Consider the following 14,441-nt stretch of genomic DNA (forward strand, 5'->3'; position numbering starts at 1 on the left):
CCTGTGCTCTCACCGGCGATTCGGACACCCGGCCAGCCTAAGGCCCGGCACCGACATCCGCCCCGGACCCCGAAGACCGGCGCCCGATTGGACCCCTGCCGCGTACCCCGGGACACCTGTACGGCATCCTTGTGACAGATCACACTGTTTGGACCGTCCGGCAAAATGGGGAACACGGTCCCCTGGCGACGGGGGAGCAAGATCCCCTGAGCAGGTCGACAAGGAGAGAACTCGTGGACGACGTTCTGCGGCGCAATCCGCTCTTCGCGGCGCTCGACGACGAGCAGGCCGCGGAGCTTCGCGCCTCCATGACGGAGGTGACGCTCGCACGTGGCGACTCGCTGTTCCATGAGGGCGACCCGGGCGACCGCCTCTATGTGGTCACCGAGGGCAAGGTCAAGCTGCACCGCACGTCCCCGGACGGCCGCGAGAACATGCTGGCCGTCGTGGGCCCCGGTGAGCTGATCGGCGAGCTGTCGCTCTTCGACCCGGGCCCGCGCACCGCGACGGCGACCGCGCTGACCGAGGTCAAGCTGCTCGCCCTGGGCCACGGCGACCTCCAGCCCTGGCTGAACGTACGGCCGGAGGTGGCCGGCGCCCTGCTGCGCGCCGTCGCCCGCCGACTGCGCAAGACCAACGACCAGATGTCCGACCTGGTCTTCTCCGATGTGCCGGGCCGGGTCGCCCGCGCCCTGCTGGACCTCTCCCGCCGCTTCGGCGTGCAGTCCGAGGAGGGCATCCACGTCGTGCACGACCTGACGCAGGAGGAGCTGGCCCAGCTGGTCGGCGCGTCCCGCGAGACGGTCAACAAGGCTCTGGCCGACTTCGCCCAGCGCGGCTGGCTCCGCCTGGAGGCGCGCGCGGTGATCCTGCTCGACGTGGAACGGCTGGCCAAGAGGTCCCGCTGACCCCGCGCGGCACCGACGCCCTCCCGGGCGGCCGACCGGGTCTCACCGCCGACGGGCACATCGCGCGCGAGGGGTCCCTCGCGCGCGTGCAGGACGCCTTCCGGCCCGTCGTCGCGGCGGTCCGCGACCGGCTGCCGTACATCTACGCAGAGCGGCTGCACAGCGCCTGTCTCTACGGTTCCGTGCCCCGGGGCACCGCACGCGTCGGCCGCAGCGACCTGGACCTGCTGGTCGCCCTGCGGGACGAGCCGACGGACGCCGACCGCCGGGCGGCCCGGGTGTTCGGCACCGCCCTCGATCAGGAGTTCGCCCAGATCGACGGGGCCGGTCTCCTGCTGTACGGCCGGGACCGGCTGCTGAGCGAGGCCGAACGGTACGACATGGGCTGGTTCACGGCCTGTCTGTGCACCCCGCTGCTCGGCGAGGACCTCGCCGCCCGGCTGCCCCGCTACCGCCCCGGCGACCCGCTGCTCGCCCGGGAGACCAACGGCGACCTGGCGCGGCTCCTCCCCCGGTGGCGCGAGCGCATCGCCGAGGCCGAGGCCGCCGACGGCGCGGAGGAGGCCCTCAGGCCCCTGGTGCGCTTCATGTCCCGCCACCTCGTCCGGACGGGGTTCACCCTGGTCATGGGCCGCTGGCAGGGCTGGACCAGCGACCTCCACGAGATGGCCGCCGCCTTCGGCGCGTACTACCCGGAGCGGGCCGCTCAGCTCGCCACCGCGGCCGTGCACGGGTACGACCCGGTCGGCGACCGCGCCCTGCTGCGCTCCTACGCCGACGATCTGGGCCCCTGGCTGGCCGCGGAGTACGCGCGCGTGCACGGCGTCAAGGCGCCCCGGCCGTGACCGGCGGCGGCGAGCGGCGGCAGTTTCGAACGGCGCGACGGCGGCCCTAGATGAGCCCGTGCTCGCGCAGGTACTCCAGCTGGGCCCGTACCGACAGCTCGGCGGCCGGCCACAGGGAGCGGTCCACGTCGGCGTACACCTGGGCGACGACCTCGGCGGGCCCGCGGTGGCCGTCCTCGACGGCCGTCTCGACCTGGGCCAGCCGGTGCGCGCGGTGGGCCAGGTAGAACTCGACGGCGCCCTGGGCGTTCTCCAGGACCGGCCCGTGGCCCGGCAGCACCGTGTGCACGCCGTCGTCGACGGTCAGGGACCTGAGCCGCCGCAGCGAGTCCAGATAGTCGCCGAGCCGTCCGTCCGGATGGGCGACGACGGTCGTACCGCGCCCGAGGATCGTGTCGCCGGTGAGCACCGCCCGGTCGGCCGGGAGATGGAAGCAGAGCGAGTCGGCGGTGTGGCCGGGTGTCGGGACGACCCGCAGTTCCAGGCCGCCCACCGAGATCACGTCACCGGCCGCCAGTCCCTCGTCGCCCAGGCGCAGGGCCGGATCGAGGGCACGCACGCGCGTGCGGGTCAGTTCGGCGAAGCGGGCCGCGCCCTCGGCGTGGTCGGGGTGGCCGTGGGTCAGCAGGGTCAGGGCTATGCGCCTGCCCGCCTGCTCGGCGGTGGCGACGACCCGGCGCAGGTGGCCCTCGTCCAGCGGTCCCGGATCGATCACCACCGCCCGGTCCGAGCCGGGCTCGGAGAGGATCCAGGTGTTGGTGCCGTCCAGGGTCATGGCGGAGGCGTTGGGCGCGAGGACGTTGACCGCCCGCGCGGTGGCGGGCCCGGAGAGCGCACCACCGCGGGGCTGCCCGGGGAGCGCTGCTGCGTCCGTCATACGAGGGCGCCTTCCTGGACACCGGCCGCAGGGAGCCGGAGCGAATGCGGGCGGGCCGTCATGCGCGGGCCTCCTGACCGGGCGGGGTGCCCTCGGCCGGAACGTGCCGGGTGAACTCGTCGTGGCCCGGCCAGGACAGCTCGACCTCGCCGTCCACCAGGCGGGCGCGGGCGAGCACAGGGGTCAGGTCCTGCGCCCCGGCCGCCTCCAGCGCCCGCGCGGCGCTGGCGCAGGGCAGCAGCCGGCGCAGGGTGGCGACGGTCGGCGGCATCATCAGCAGCTCGCCCCTGTCGTACCCGGCCGCCGCGTCCTGGGGCCGGATCCACACCGTGCGGTCGGCCTCCGTGGAGGCGTTGCGGGTGCGCTGGCCCTCGGGCAGGGCGGCCACGAAGAACCAGGTGTCGTAGCGGCGGGGTTCGAACTCGGGCGTGATCCAGCGCGCCCAGGCGCCCAGCAGGTCCGAGCGCAGCGTCAGGCCGCGGCGGTCGAGGAACTCCGCGAAGGACAGCTCCCGCGCGACCAGGGCGGCGCGGTCGGCCTCCCAGCCGGGGCCCGTGGTGTCGCCGACGACGGAGCCGGGGCCGGGCCCGGCGAGCAGCACACCCGACTCCTCGTACGTCTCCCGGACGGCCGCGCAGACGATCGCCTGGGCCGCCGCCGCGTCGTCCACGCCGAGCCGGTCGGCCCACCACGCGCGCGGGGGACCCGCCCAGCGCACCTGCTGGTCGTCGTCGCGCGGATCGACGCCGCCGCCCGGGTACGCGTACGCGCCCCCGGCGAAGGCCATGGAGGCGCGTCGGCGCAGCATGTGCACGGCGGGACCGGTGTCGGTGTCCCGCAGGAGCATGACGGTGGCCGCCCGTCTGGGCACGACCGGGGTGAGGGTGCCGTCCGCGAGCGCGCGGATGCGGTCCGGCCAGTCCGGAGGGAACCACTGCCCGTTCGCCTGCCCATTCGCCATGGCCGGAGGCTATCCCGTGGCGCGCGAATGTTCGAGAGGCGTCGGGGCCGGGGGCCGCTCAGGGAGCCAGCTCGACCTGGATCTCCACCTCCACGGGCGCGTCCAGCGGCAGCACCGCCACGCCGACCGCGCTGCGCGCGTGCACGCCCTTGTCGCCCAGGACCTCGCCCAGCAGCTCGCTGGCGCCGTTGACGACACCGGGCTGCCCGGTGAAGTCGGCGGCCGAGGCGACGAAGCCCACGACCTTCACCACGCGCGCGATGCGGTCCAGGTCGCCCGCGACGGACTTGACGGCCGCGAGCGCGTTCAGCGCGCAGACGCGGGCCAGGTCCTTGGCCTCCTCGGCGGTGACCTCCAGGCCGACCTTGCCGGTGACCGGCAGTTTGCCGTCCACCATCGGCAGCTGACCGGCGGTGTAGACGTACGGACCGGACTGCACGGCCGGCTGGTAGGCGGCCAGCGGCGGCACGACCTCCGGCAGCGTCAGACCCAGCTCGGCCAGCCTGGCCTCGACCGCGCTCATGCCTGCTTCTCCCGCTTCAGGTAGGCCACCAGCTGCTCCGGGTTCGGGCCGGGCACGACCTGGACGAGCTCCCAGCCGTCCTCGCCCCAGTTGTCCAGGATCTGCTTCGTGGCGTGGACGAGCAGCGGCACGGTTGCGTATTCCCACTTGGTCATGGGCCGACTGTAGCCGCTGCGGCCGGCCCTGCCGTGCGCCGGACGTGCGCCCGGCCGCCGCCCGCTCGCGCGCCGGGCCGTACGCCTGCCGCGCGCCCGGTCCGCGGCCGGTGAGGACGCCATCGCGGCGGCGGTTGTCCACAGCCTCGCGCGTGCCCGGAGCGCGGACTGGTTAGGCTCGAAGACGTGAGCAGGCTCCAGGTCGTCAGCGGCAAGGGCGGGACCGGCAAGACCACGGTCGCCGCGGCCCTCGCGCTGGCCCTGGCCACGAAGGGGAAGCGGACGCTCCTCATCGAGGTCGAGGGCCGCCAGGGCATCGCACAGCTCTTCGAAACGGAGGCGCTGCCCTATGAGGAACGCAAGATCGCGGTCGCACCGGGCGGCGGGGAGGTGTACGCGCTCGCCATAGACGCGGAACTGGCCCTGCTGGACTACCTCCAGATGTTCTACAAGCTGGGCAGCGCCGGCCGCGCCCTGAAGAAGCTCGGCGCCGTCGACTTCGCCACCACCGTCGCACCGGGCGTCCGGGACGTCCTGCTGACCGGCAAGGCGTGCGAGGCGGTGCGGCGCAAGGACCGGGCCGGACGGTTCGTCTACGACTACGTGGTCATGGACGCGCCACCGACCGGCCGCATCACCCGCTTCCTCAACGTCAACGACGAGGTGGCCGGGCTCGCCAGGATCGGCCCGATACACAATCAGGCACAGGCCGTGATGCGGGTGCTGAAGTCCGCCGAGACGGCCGTGCACCTGGTGACGCTGCTGGAGGAGATGCCCGTCCAGGAGACCGCGGACGGCATCGCCGAACTGCGCGCCGCCCGGCTGCCGGTGGGCCGCGTCGTCGTGAACATGGTGCGCCCCCAGGTGCTGGACGCCGCCGGACTGGAACTCGTGCGAAGCGTGCCGCGCACCGCGCTCGCCCGCTCGCTGTCCTCCGCCGGGCTCGGCGGCGCACGGCGCGGCGGGAACGCCGAGCGGCTGGTGGACCCGCTGCTCGCGCAGGCGCACGAGTACGCCGAGCGGTACGCGCTGGAGCAGGAGCAGCGCTCGGTCCTCGGCGAGCTGGACCTGCCGCTGCACGAACTGCCCCTGCTCGCCGAGGGCATGGACCTGGCGGGCCTGTACGAACTGGCGAGAGAGCTGCGGAAGCAGGGGATGTCATGAGCCCGGACCCGGCCCCCGCGCGGGGACCCGAAGTGCCCTCAGGACCGTCGCAGGAAGGCGCCCGCCGCCTCGCGCACACGCGCGTGCTGGACGTCGACCCGTTGATCGACGACCCGGGGACGCGGATCGTGGTGTGCTGCGGCGCGGGCGGGGTCGGCAAGACGACGACGGCGGCGGCCCTCGGGCTGCGGGCGGCCGAGCGGGGCCGCAAGGTGGTCGTCCTGACGATCGACCCGGCCCGCCGGCTCGCCCAGTCGATGGGCATCGACTCCCTCGACAACGTCCCGCGCCGGGTCAAGGGCACCGACGGCGACGGCGAACTGCACGCCATGATGCTCGACATGAAGCGCACCTTCGACGAGGTCGTCGAGGCGCACGCGGATCCCGAGCGGGCGGCGGCGATCCTGGCCAACCCCTTCTACCAGTCGCTCTCGGCGGGCTTCGCGGGCACGCAGGAGTACATGGCGATGGAGAAGCTGGGGCAGTTGCGGGCGCGCGACGAGTGGGACCTCATCGTCGTCGACACCCCGCCCTCGCGCTCCGCGCTGGACTTCCTGGACGCGCCCAAGCGGCTCGGCTCGTTCCTGGACGGGCGGCTGATCCGGCTCCTGACGGCCCCGGCCAAGCTGGGCGGGCGTGCGGGGATGAAGTTCCTGAACGTCGGCATGTCGATGATGACCGGCACGCTGGGCAAGCTGCTGGGCGGCCAGCTCCTCAAGGACGTCCAGACCTTCGTGGCCGCGATGGACACCACCTTCGGCGGCTTCCGTACGCGCGCCGACGCCACGTACAAGCTGCTCCAGGCACCGGGGACGGCGTTCCTGGTGGTCGCGGCCCCGGAGCGGGACGCCCTGCGGGAGGCCGCGTACTTCGTGGAGCGGCTGGCCGCCGAAAGGATGCCGCTGGCCGGTCTGGTCCTCAACCGGGTGCACGGCAGCGGGGCCGGGAAGCTGTCGGCCGAGCGGGCGCTCGCCGCGGCGGAAAATCTTGAGGAGCCCCGCATTGTGGATCAGGGGGACGGGAAAGCTGGTCTTCGTAACTCTCCCGACACGTACGGAAGTTCAGACTCCCCCAGCTCTGACCTCCCGGACTCCGGCGCCCCGGGCTCCGGTTCTCCCGACCCCGAGACCGAGCACACGGGTTCCACCGATTCCGCCGATTCCACCGATCTCGCCGACCCCGACGACACGGCCGGCCCGGCGGACGGCCTCGTGGATCCCTCGGACCCCACGGATCCCGCGGCCCTCGTGGATCCCCCGGACCCCGTGGACCAGGTCGCCGCGGGCCTGCTGCGGCTGCACGCCGAGCGTATGCAGGTGCTCGCGCGCGAGCAGCGTACGCGCGACCGCTTCGCCGCCCGGCATCCCGAGGTGGCGGTGGCGGAGGTGGCCGCGCTCCCCGGCGATGTGCACGACCTCGCGGGGCTGCGGGACATCGGGGACCGGCTCGCGGACAACCGCCGCGAACTGCCCGAGCCGGGCGCCTGAGAGGACGGCGGCGGCACCCGGGCGCGAGAGCGCTCTCAGCCCACCGCCGCGAAGGCCTCGTACACCTCGTCGTCGTCGAGGGAGACCAGGCCCGCCCCGCGCTCGTACTCCAGGCGCGCGGTCTCCAGCAGCCTGCGCCATGAGGTGACGGTCGGCCGTCTGCGCAGCAACGCGCGGCGCTCACGCTCCGTCATGCCCCCCCAGACGCCGAACTCGACGCGGTTGTCGAGTGCGTCGGCGAGGCATTCGGTGCGTACCGGGCACCCCGTGCACACCGCTTTGGCCCTGTTCTGCGCTGCTCCCTGAACGAACAGTTCATCCGGATCGGTAGTGCGGCAGGCCGCCTGCGCACTCCAGTCGGTTACCCAGCCCATACCGGCGCCGTCCTCTCCCGAATCGAGGCTCCCCCACGGCGACGGCGGCATATTCACCGCCGCCAGTTGAGGACGTTACGGAAGGTGGACACAGCGCAACACCCCCAGCGGGCCCAATCTTGAATGGTCCGAACGGACTATGGGTTAGCGGCAGATCACCCGGGGGAGTGAGGTGGCGACATGCGCGACATTCCCGGCACAACAGGAGGTTCCTCTTGCGCCACAACGGACGTCACGCATCACACAAGGCGATTCCGGGCACGTGTCGCCGGGCCCGGAGACCGGCCGGGAGGGACATCGCGCGCGTCCGGAACGATTCGGGTTCGCCGGACGTAGAAGACGAGGGAGACGAGGGAAGGGACAGCGGTACTGCTGTGACAGCCGAGAGCAGCTTAGGCCAAGGCATATACGCGTGTCCGGCGAATGAGAACGTAGGCTGCCCCCATGCCAAAGAAGCGCTCGGGCGGTGGTCAGTCGCCAACGCAACAGGCCGCCAAGTTCCTCGGTGTCAGTGTGCTCGCCGGAGCGGTCCTCGCCGGAATCGCGTTGCCCGCGGCCGGCGCGCTGGGCCTGGCGGCGAAGGGGTCGGTCCAGGGGTTCGACGACATCCCGGCCAACCTCAAGCGCCCCCCGCTCAGCCAGCGCACCACGATCCTGGACAGCCAGGGCAGCCAGCTCGCCCAGGTCTACTCCCGCGACCGCACGGTGGTGGAGCTGAAGGACATCTCCCCGTATCTCCAGAAGGCGATCGTCGCGATCGAGGACGCCCGCTTCTACCAGCACGGGGCGATCGACCTGAAGGGCGTCCTGCGCGCGCTCAACAAGAACGCGACCAGCGGCGGCGTGGCCCAGGGCGCCTCCACCCTCACCCAGCAGTACGTGAAGAACGTCTTCGTGGAGGAGGCCGGCGACGACCCGACGAAGGTCGCGCAGGCCACGCAGCAGACCCTCGGCCGCAAGATCAAGGAGCTGAAGTACGCGATCCAGGTCGAGCAGGACCTCGGCAAGAAGCGGATCCTCGAGAACTACCTGAACATCACCTTCTTCGGTGAGCAGGCCTACGGCGTCGAGGCCGCCTCCCAGCGCTACTTCTCCAAGCACGCCAAGGACCTCACCCTCCCCGAGGCGGCGCTGCTGGCCGGCATCGTCCAGTCGCCGAGCCGCTACGACCCGGTCAACGACGAGGCCGAGGCCACCAAGCGGCGCAACACCGTGCTCCAGCGGATGGCCGAGGTCGGGGACATCTCCCGGGCGGAGGCGGACGCGGCCAAGAAGGTCCCGCTGAAGCTGAAGGTCACCCGGCCGCGCAACGGCTGCATCACCGCGGTCAAGGACTCGGCCTTCTTCTGCAAGTACGTCGAGAAGGCGTTCCTGAACAGCCCGGTCTACGGCAAGACCCGCGCCGACCGGGCCAAGATCTGGAACCAGGGCGGTCTGACCATCCGCACCACCCTGGACCCGCAGGCCCAGGCGTCGGTGCAGTCCTCCCTGAAGGACCACATCTACCAGTCGGACTCCGTCGCCTCGGCGGCCGTGCTGGTCGAGCCGGGCACCGGCCGGATCGTCGCGATGGGCCAGTCCAAGCCGTACGGCTACGGGAAGAACGAGACCGAGATCAACTACTCGGTCGGCAACGACGCGGGCGGCTCGAACTTCGGCTTCCCGACCGGTTCGACGTTCAAGCCCTTCGTGGCGGCGGCGGCCATCGAGGGCGGCAAGGCGCCCACGCAGGAGTACTCCTCGCCGTACAAGATGCCGTACCCGAGCCCGGTCCAGGCGTGCGACGGCAAGCGGTGGCTGAACTCGTACCACGAGGACGTGGAGAACGAGAACACCTCCGAGCACGGCCCGTACGCCATGAAGGAGGCCATGGCGAAGTCGATCAACACCTACTTCGTGCAGATGATCTCCGAGATCGGCCTCTGCCCGGTGACGACCATGACCGACAAGCTGCACGTGGTGCAGGGTGACAACAAGAAGCTGCCGCAGGCGCCCTCCATCGCGCTCGGCGCGGTCGGCATCTCCCCGCTGACGATGGCGAGCGCCTACGCCACCTTCGCCTCGCGCGGCACGTACTGCACCCCGGTGGCCATCGAGTCGATCAGCCAGCGCAGCGGCGGTCAGACGAAGGCGCTGCCGGTGCCGAAGACCACCTGCACGCGAGCCATGTCCGAGAAGACCGCGGACACCGTCAACACACTGCTCCAGGGCGTGATCGACTCCGGTACCGGTCAGCAGGCCGGTCTCTCCGACCGCGACAACGCGGGCAAGACGGGTACGACCGACGAGCGCAAGAACGCCTGGTTCGTGGGCTACACGCCGAACATGGCGGGCGCGGTGTGGGTGGGCAGCGCCAGCCAGAAGGTCAAGATGACCGGCATCCGCATCGGCGGCATCATGCACGACCTCGTCTTCGGCGCCGATGTGCCCGGCCCGATCTGGCGGGACGCCATGACCGGCGCCCTCCAGGGCAAGCCCGCTCCGTCCTTCAACATCATCGACATCCCGGACCCGAGCAAGGACAAGAACAAGGGTCCCGACAAGGACAAGAACAAGGACAAGAACAAGGGCGGCGACAAGGGAAAAGGCCGCGGACACGGGGGTAACGGCGGCGATGACGGCGGCGGCCTCCCCGGTGGCCCGGCCGGCGGCGGCACCGGGTTCCCCGGCTTCCCCGGTGGCTTCATCCAGGGGAACGGCAACGGCGGGCAGCACGGCTGACCCGGTCCGGCGCGCGTAACGCGTAACGAGAGGAGGGCCCCGGCTTCCCGCCGGGGCCCTCCTCTTGTCCTCTGGTCCGGCGGCCGGATCAGCCGGCCAGCAGCCTCTTGACCACCGCGGCGACCCGCCCGCCCTCGGCCTGCCCCGCGACCTTCGGGTTCACGATCTTCATGACGGCGCCCATGGCCCGCGGCCCCTCGGCGCCGCCCGCCCTGGCCTCCGCGACGGCCTGGCCGACGATCGCCTCCAGCTCCTCGTCGGACAGCTGCTTGGGCAGATACGCGGCGAGCACCTCGCCCTCCGCCTTCTCCCGCTCGGCCGACTCCGCACGACCGCCCTGCGCGAAGGCATCGGCCGCCTCGCGGCGCTTCTTGGCCTCCTTGGTGATCACCTTGAGGACCTCGTCGTCGGACAGCTCGCGCTTCACCTTGCCCGCGACCTCCTCCTTGGTGATCGCGGCGAGCGTCAGCCGGAGCGTCGCGGAACGCAGCTCGTCACGCTCCTTGATCGCGGCGTTGAGGTCATCGTGCAGCTTCGACTTGAGGGTGGTCATGGGGTCGATTGTCGCAGGTACGACGTGCTCGCCGCGCGCCGATTTACCGGCCCGTCGCAGGCGGGCGACCGAGCTCCCGGCACCCGGCACCGGGTCCCCGCCGCGCGGGCGATTTCCCTGGCAGGGCGCGACTTTGAGACGATGGACACATGCGCGCGCGATACGGAGTACCCCTCGGCATCACGGCGGTCGCGACCGCCGGTCTCATCTACGCGGCGGGTTTCGAGGTCCGCTCCTTCCGCCTGCGACGGGTGACCGTCCCGGTCCTGCCCCCCGGTATGCACCCCCTCCGCGTCCTCCAGGTATCCGACATCCACATGGTCGGCGACCAGCGCAAGAAGCAGCGCTGGCTGCGCTCGCTCGCCGGGCTGCGCCCCGACTTCGTGCTCAACACCGGCGACAACCTCTCCGACCCCGAGGGCGTGCCGGAGGTCCTGGACTCGCTCGGCCCGCTCATGGAGTTCCCGGGCGCCTATGTCTTCGGCTCCAACGACTACTACGGCCCCCGGCCGCGCAACCCCGCCCGCTATCTGCTGGAGAAGACGAGCGGCCGGCACGGCCTGAACGGCAACGCCCCCGCGGTCGGCGTGATCCACAACCCGTGGGAGGACCTGCGCGACGGCTTCGACGAGGCGGGCTGGCTCAACCTCACCAACACCCGCGGCACCCTGAAGATCGAGGGCGTCTCGGTGGAGCTGACGGGCCTGGACGACCCGCACATCAAGCGGGACCGCTACGCCCGGGTGGCCGGCGGCCCCTCCGCCGGAGCCGACTTCTCGATGGGCGTCGTCCACGCCCCCTACCTGCGCGCCCTGGACGCCTTCACGGCCGACGGCTACCCCCTGATCCTGGCCGGCCACACCCACGGCGGGCAGCTCTGCATCCCCTTCTACGGCGCCCTGGTCACCAACTGCGACCTGGACACCGACCGGGTCAAGGGCCTGTCCACCCACACCGCCGAGGGCCACACCTCCTACCTCCACGTCTCGGCGGGCTGCGGCACCAACCGCTACACCCCGGTCCGCTTCGCCTGCCCGCCGGAGGCGACATTGCTGACGCTGGTGGCGAGGGACTGACCCGGCGGACGGGACTGACCCGGACCGACGGGACGGGGCGGGACGCCGGCAAGGCATCGGTCGCCGTGTGAGCACCGGTCACCGTGCGAGCACCAGTCGCCGTACCAGCACCGATCGCCGTATCAGCACCGGTCACCGACACTCCGCCCGTAACCCACACAGCCCACCCGAATCGCCCGGAAAGCCCTCACTTCCTACCGTGAGGGCATGACCGCCCCGATACCACCGGTCCCCGGAGCGTCCGCCTCCCCGACGCCTCCGATCCCCCGGGACATACCGGACCTCCCCGCGATCCCGGGCATCACCGCGCTGATGCCGTCCGCCGTCCCCGCGACCGCGGTGGTGACCCCCGTCCGCCGCCCCTGGACGGCGGCGTACCGCCTCCTGGTCGCCGCGACGGCCGCGGCGGCGGTGACGGCCGAGACGATCATCGGCCCGCCGTTGCATGTCCTGAGCCACTTCGCGATCCAGAGCACGATCCTGGTGATCCTGGCACTCGTCGTCTCGGCCCGCAGGGCGTGGACCGCCCGCCGCCCCGCCCCCGCGGCCCTGACCGGGGCGGCCGTGCTCTACGTCACGCTCTCCGCGCTGGTCTACCACCTGCTGCTGACCGAGGCGTCCCCGCCGTTCTCGATCACGGACGCTCCCGGCACCCACCCCCTGTGGCAGTCGGTCGCCGCACGCCTCCTGCACACGGTGATCCCGATCGCCGCCCTGCTGGACTGGCTCCTGCTGACCGCCCCGAACCGCCTCCACCTGCGCCAGGCCGCCCCCTGGCTGCTCTACCCACTGGGCTACCTGGCCTTCTCCCTCACCCGGGGCGCACTGCTCCCGCCCGATGCGGCACACCGCTACCTTTACGCCTTCCTGGACGTCGACCAGCACGGATACCGCCACGTCCTGGCCAACGCCCTCCTCCTGGGCCTCGCCTGCTACGCCCTCGCCCTCCTCCTCGTGGCCCTCGACCACGCCCGCCCCAACCCGGTCCCCCGCCGCACCAGAACCGGATTTCGCCTCAGGCCCCCGGTGGGCTAAAGTAAACGTCGTCGCCGCGACAAGCAGCGACATCGGGGTGTGGCGCAGCTTGGCAGCGCGCTTCGTTCGGGACGAAGAGGTCGTGGGTTCAAATCCCGCCACCCCGACAGAGAAACACCAGGTCAGGGGCCCGATCCGCTAAGCGGATCGGGCCCCTGAGTGGTTTCTGAGGCTGCACGAGAGGATCCAAGGGGAGTTCCTGATCCCCGGCAAGGCCCTCACTGCCCGCGTCACGATCGACCTTGACCCCGCCGCTCTGCACGTCCGTCGCGTCGAGCAGTCGCGCCAACGGCTCAGCGGGGACCGCCTGCAAGCGCTCAGCCCTTCGGTCGTCTGGACAGCTGATCGCAAGGGCCTGGCCGCTCACCCCGCCGTGACGCAACCCCGCGGCACTTGCCGGCACAGCGATGAACTTGTGGACACTTGTTGATTCTGCGACTGGGGAGACCGCCCCACTGTTGGAGCTACGCGCGGAGCTCATCACCTTAAGGGGTGAATCTAATTCACTCGAGTGAGCTAAAAAATACAGACAAACCAGAACAAAAGATATTCCTCCAAGAGGTCTGTATGGTGCACTCCTGCACATGACTGACATTGACGCGCCAGGGGATGGCTACGCGTTCTGCGTTCCGACCCTGAGCCAGTACGGAATCCCGGTGCGCTCGGGGGACTACTGGGTTGGGGCAGACCTGGCCACGAAGTGGTTGGAAAAAAACCTGGAGGGAAACAGAAAAACCTCTGCAGTACGCGTCAGGCGTTACGCAAAGGCAATGGCAGAAGGCCGATGGAAGTTGACACATCAGTCAATCGCATTCGACGAAAAGGGAAGGTTGATTGATGGACAGCATCGCTTGCTGGCCGTGATTCATTCCAAGACTGTAGTCCCCATGAGAGTTCACGTCGGCGCCGACCCATCCACATTCTCCGTAATCGATACCGGATACGGTCGAGCTGCCTCACAATTCATGCGCGTGGCCAACGCGAACATCGTCAAGGGTGCGGCCAGGATCATCTTGTTCGCCGAGCAGTGCAAAGTGAATGGCGGGGAGGTGGCGCACATGCATCGCGGCACCTTCGACAACGACGTGATCTTCGAAACTGTCGACCAGTGGCCAGAGCTGCAAGAATATTCCGCCAACGCTTCGCGCATCTATCGGGCATGCGGATCGTCTTCGACAAATATGCTGGCCGTTCTGGCGCAAGCATCTCGCGGGAGCAACCCGAAGGCCATCGAGTCATTTTCCGAGAAGATGATTCTCGGCGAGGACATGTCTAAGGGGGATCCCGTCCTCCTGCTACGAAACCGGGCAATCGCCCGAATGGACCGCTCCTTGTCTTACAGGGATAAGACCGTACTTTACGGTACTACAGTGAAGGCGTGGAATGCTCACGCCAGGGGAGAAAAACTGAAGTTCCTCCGCTTTATTTACGATGAAAAGTCGGAGGAAGGAATGCTTCCAGTAAGCGCCGGAAAAGGGTCGACAGGAATGCGCGAAAAGATTCCCGAGGTGTACTAAAATCCGCCGGTTGTGCACCCGCTCCGAAGGGGAGCGGAGCGGGTGCACACCCTGCTCGGGCTACTGCAACAGCGCCGGACGTGGACCGGGCCCGAGCTCGCCGAACGGCTCGGAGCCACGCATCGTGCTGAACAGCACGATGCCAAGCGCCAGCACATGTTCGACTATCCACTCCACACCAACAAGGGCACCGGCGGCGGCTTCCAGCTCAGCCCGGACTTTCCGCCTCGACCGGATGACCGAGG

At 70.5% G+C, this 14,441-nt stretch carries 14 protein-coding genes and 1 tRNA gene; 9 read left to right on the forward strand and 6 right to left on the reverse strand.

What is annotated here, in order from left to right; all coding sequences use genetic code 11:
• The first annotated feature begins 233 nt into the window (after positions 1-233).
• A complete protein-coding gene (locus B086_RS0123795; RefSeq protein WP_009189818.1) occupies positions 234-908 on the forward strand; it encodes a Crp/Fnr family transcriptional regulator in 675 nt (224 codons plus the stop codon).
• Positions 909-994: 86 nt separating this feature from the next.
• Complete coding sequence (locus B086_RS0123800; protein ID WP_018568941.1) at positions 995-1,753, forward strand: nucleotidyltransferase domain-containing protein; 759 nt, start codon at positions 995-997, stop codon at positions 1,751-1,753.
• Positions 1,754-1,799: 46 nt separating this feature from the next.
• On the opposite strand, the gene B086_RS0123805 is transcribed toward B086_RS0123800, so the two are convergent.
• Genes B086_RS0123805 through B086_RS43720 form a run of 4 tightly spaced genes read right to left on the reverse strand, consistent with a single transcriptional unit; the run spans position 1,800 to position 4,269 of the window.
• Positions 1,800-2,630: an MBL fold metallo-hydrolase gene (locus tag B086_RS0123805; protein WP_018568942.1), complete on the reverse strand. Its 831-nt coding sequence runs from the start codon at positions 2,628-2,630 to the stop codon at positions 1,800-1,802.
• A 58-nt stretch (positions 2,631-2,688) separates the two neighbouring features.
• Complete coding sequence (locus B086_RS0123810; RefSeq protein WP_018568943.1) at positions 2,689-3,591, reverse strand: NUDIX hydrolase; 903 nt, start codon at positions 3,589-3,591, stop codon at positions 2,689-2,691.
• Positions 3,592-3,649: 58 nt separating this feature from the next.
• Positions 3,650-4,114: a RidA family protein gene (locus B086_RS0123815; protein WP_018568944.1), complete on the reverse strand. Its 465-nt coding sequence runs from the start codon at positions 4,112-4,114 to the stop codon at positions 3,650-3,652.
• The gene (locus B086_RS43720) at positions 4,111-4,269 is read right to left on the reverse strand and encodes a DUF4177 domain-containing protein (RefSeq protein WP_086024262.1); all 159 of its coding nucleotides are present in this window, start codon (positions 4,267-4,269) and stop codon (positions 4,111-4,113) included. Before B086_RS43720 ends, B086_RS0123815 begins: the two co-directional genes overlap by 4 nt.
• A gap of 186 nt (positions 4,270-4,455) precedes the next feature.
• On the opposite strand from B086_RS43720, the gene B086_RS0123825 reads away from it, so the two are divergent.
• Positions 4,456-5,433 carry an ArsA family ATPase gene (locus B086_RS0123825; RefSeq protein ID WP_018568946.1) on the forward strand — a complete coding sequence of 326 codons (978 nt, stop codon included), beginning with the start codon at positions 4,456-4,458 and terminating at the stop codon, positions 5,431-5,433.
• A complete protein-coding gene (locus B086_RS0123830) occupies positions 5,430-6,920 on the forward strand; it encodes an ArsA family ATPase (protein WP_026252710.1) in 1,491 nt (496 codons plus the stop codon). The genes B086_RS0123825 and B086_RS0123830 overlap by 4 nt, the downstream gene beginning before the upstream one ends.
• A gap of 35 nt (positions 6,921-6,955) precedes the next feature.
• On the opposite strand, the gene wblA is transcribed toward B086_RS0123830, so the two are convergent.
• A complete protein-coding gene (gene wblA / locus B086_RS0123835) occupies positions 6,956-7,294 on the reverse strand; it encodes a transcriptional regulator WblA (RefSeq protein ID WP_018568948.1) in 339 nt (112 codons plus the stop codon).
• Positions 7,295-7,738: 444 nt separating this feature from the next.
• Between wblA and B086_RS0123840 the strand changes: the two genes are divergently transcribed.
• The gene (locus tag B086_RS0123840) at positions 7,739-10,015 is read left to right on the forward strand and encodes a transglycosylase domain-containing protein (protein WP_026252711.1); all 2,277 of its coding nucleotides are present in this window, start codon (positions 7,739-7,741) and stop codon (positions 10,013-10,015) included.
• 88 nt (positions 10,016-10,103) lie between these two features.
• Here B086_RS0123840 and B086_RS0123845 read toward each other — a convergent pair whose 3' ends face one another.
• Complete coding sequence (locus B086_RS0123845) at positions 10,104-10,568, reverse strand: GatB/YqeY domain-containing protein (protein WP_018568950.1); 465 nt, start codon at positions 10,566-10,568, stop codon at positions 10,104-10,106.
• A 149-nt stretch (positions 10,569-10,717) separates the two neighbouring features.
• On the opposite strand from B086_RS0123845, the gene B086_RS0123850 reads away from it, so the two are divergent.
• The 4 genes from B086_RS0123850 to B086_RS44665 all read left to right on the forward strand — a co-directional run bounded on the left by B086_RS0123850 (position 10,718) and on the right by B086_RS44665 (position 14,196).
• Positions 10,718-11,644 carry a metallophosphoesterase gene (locus B086_RS0123850; protein WP_018568951.1) on the forward strand — a complete coding sequence of 309 codons (927 nt, stop codon included), beginning with the start codon at positions 10,718-10,720 and terminating at the stop codon, positions 11,642-11,644.
• Positions 11,645-11,851: 207 nt separating this feature from the next.
• Positions 11,852-12,679 carry a Pr6Pr family membrane protein gene (locus B086_RS0123855; RefSeq protein WP_018568952.1) on the forward strand — a complete coding sequence of 276 codons (828 nt, stop codon included), beginning with the start codon at positions 11,852-11,854 and terminating at the stop codon, positions 12,677-12,679.
• A gap of 33 nt (positions 12,680-12,712) precedes the next feature.
• Positions 12,713-12,786: transfer RNA gene (locus B086_RS0123860), tRNA-Pro, on the forward strand.
• A gap of 477 nt (positions 12,787-13,263) precedes the next feature.
• Positions 13,264-14,196: a hypothetical protein gene (locus B086_RS44665; RefSeq protein WP_158690411.1), complete on the forward strand. Its 933-nt coding sequence runs from the start codon at positions 13,264-13,266 to the stop codon at positions 14,194-14,196.
• Positions 14,197-14,441: the final 245 nt, after the last annotated feature.

The organism is Streptomyces sp. PsTaAH-124 (assembly GCF_000373685.1).
Classification (GTDB): Bacteria; Actinomycetota; Actinomycetes; order Streptomycetales; family Streptomycetaceae; genus Streptomyces; species Streptomyces andamanensis.

What these genes read in the sequence shown, in the direction of transcription:
- B086_RS0123805 (WP_018568942.1), bottom strand. Translation starts at nt 2,630, where the DNA reads ATGACGGACGCAGCAGCGCTCCCCGGGCAGCCCCGCGGTGGTGCGCTC.
- B086_RS0123810 (WP_018568943.1), bottom strand. Translation starts at nt 3,591, where the DNA reads ATGGCGAATGGGCAGGCGAACGGGCAGTGGTTCCCTCCGGACTGGCCG.
- B086_RS0123815 (WP_018568944.1), bottom strand. Translation starts at nt 4,114, where the DNA reads ATGAGCGCGGTCGAGGCCAGGCTGGCCGAGCTGGGTCTGACGCTGCCG.
- B086_RS43720 (WP_086024262.1), bottom strand. Translation starts at nt 4,269, where the DNA reads ATGACCAAGTGGGAATACGCAACCGTGCCGCTGCTCGTCCACGCCACG.
- B086_RS0123830 (WP_026252710.1), top strand. Translation starts at nt 5,430, where the DNA reads ATGAGCCCGGACCCGGCCCCCGCGCGGGGACCCGAAGTGCCCTCAGGA.
- wblA (WP_018568948.1), bottom strand. Translation starts at nt 7,294, where the DNA reads ATGGGCTGGGTAACCGACTGGAGTGCGCAGGCGGCCTGCCGCACTACC.
- B086_RS0123840 (WP_026252711.1), top strand. Translation starts at nt 7,739, where the DNA reads ATGCCAAAGAAGCGCTCGGGCGGTGGTCAGTCGCCAACGCAACAGGCC.
- B086_RS0123845 (WP_018568950.1), bottom strand. Translation starts at nt 10,568, where the DNA reads ATGACCACCCTCAAGTCGAAGCTGCACGATGACCTCAACGCCGCGATC.
- B086_RS0123850 (WP_018568951.1), top strand. Translation starts at nt 10,718, where the DNA reads ATGCGCGCGCGATACGGAGTACCCCTCGGCATCACGGCGGTCGCGACC.
- B086_RS0123855 (WP_018568952.1), top strand. Translation starts at nt 11,852, where the DNA reads ATGACCGCCCCGATACCACCGGTCCCCGGAGCGTCCGCCTCCCCGACG.
- B086_RS44665 (WP_158690411.1), top strand. Translation starts at nt 13,264, where the DNA reads ATGACTGACATTGACGCGCCAGGGGATGGCTACGCGTTCTGCGTTCCG.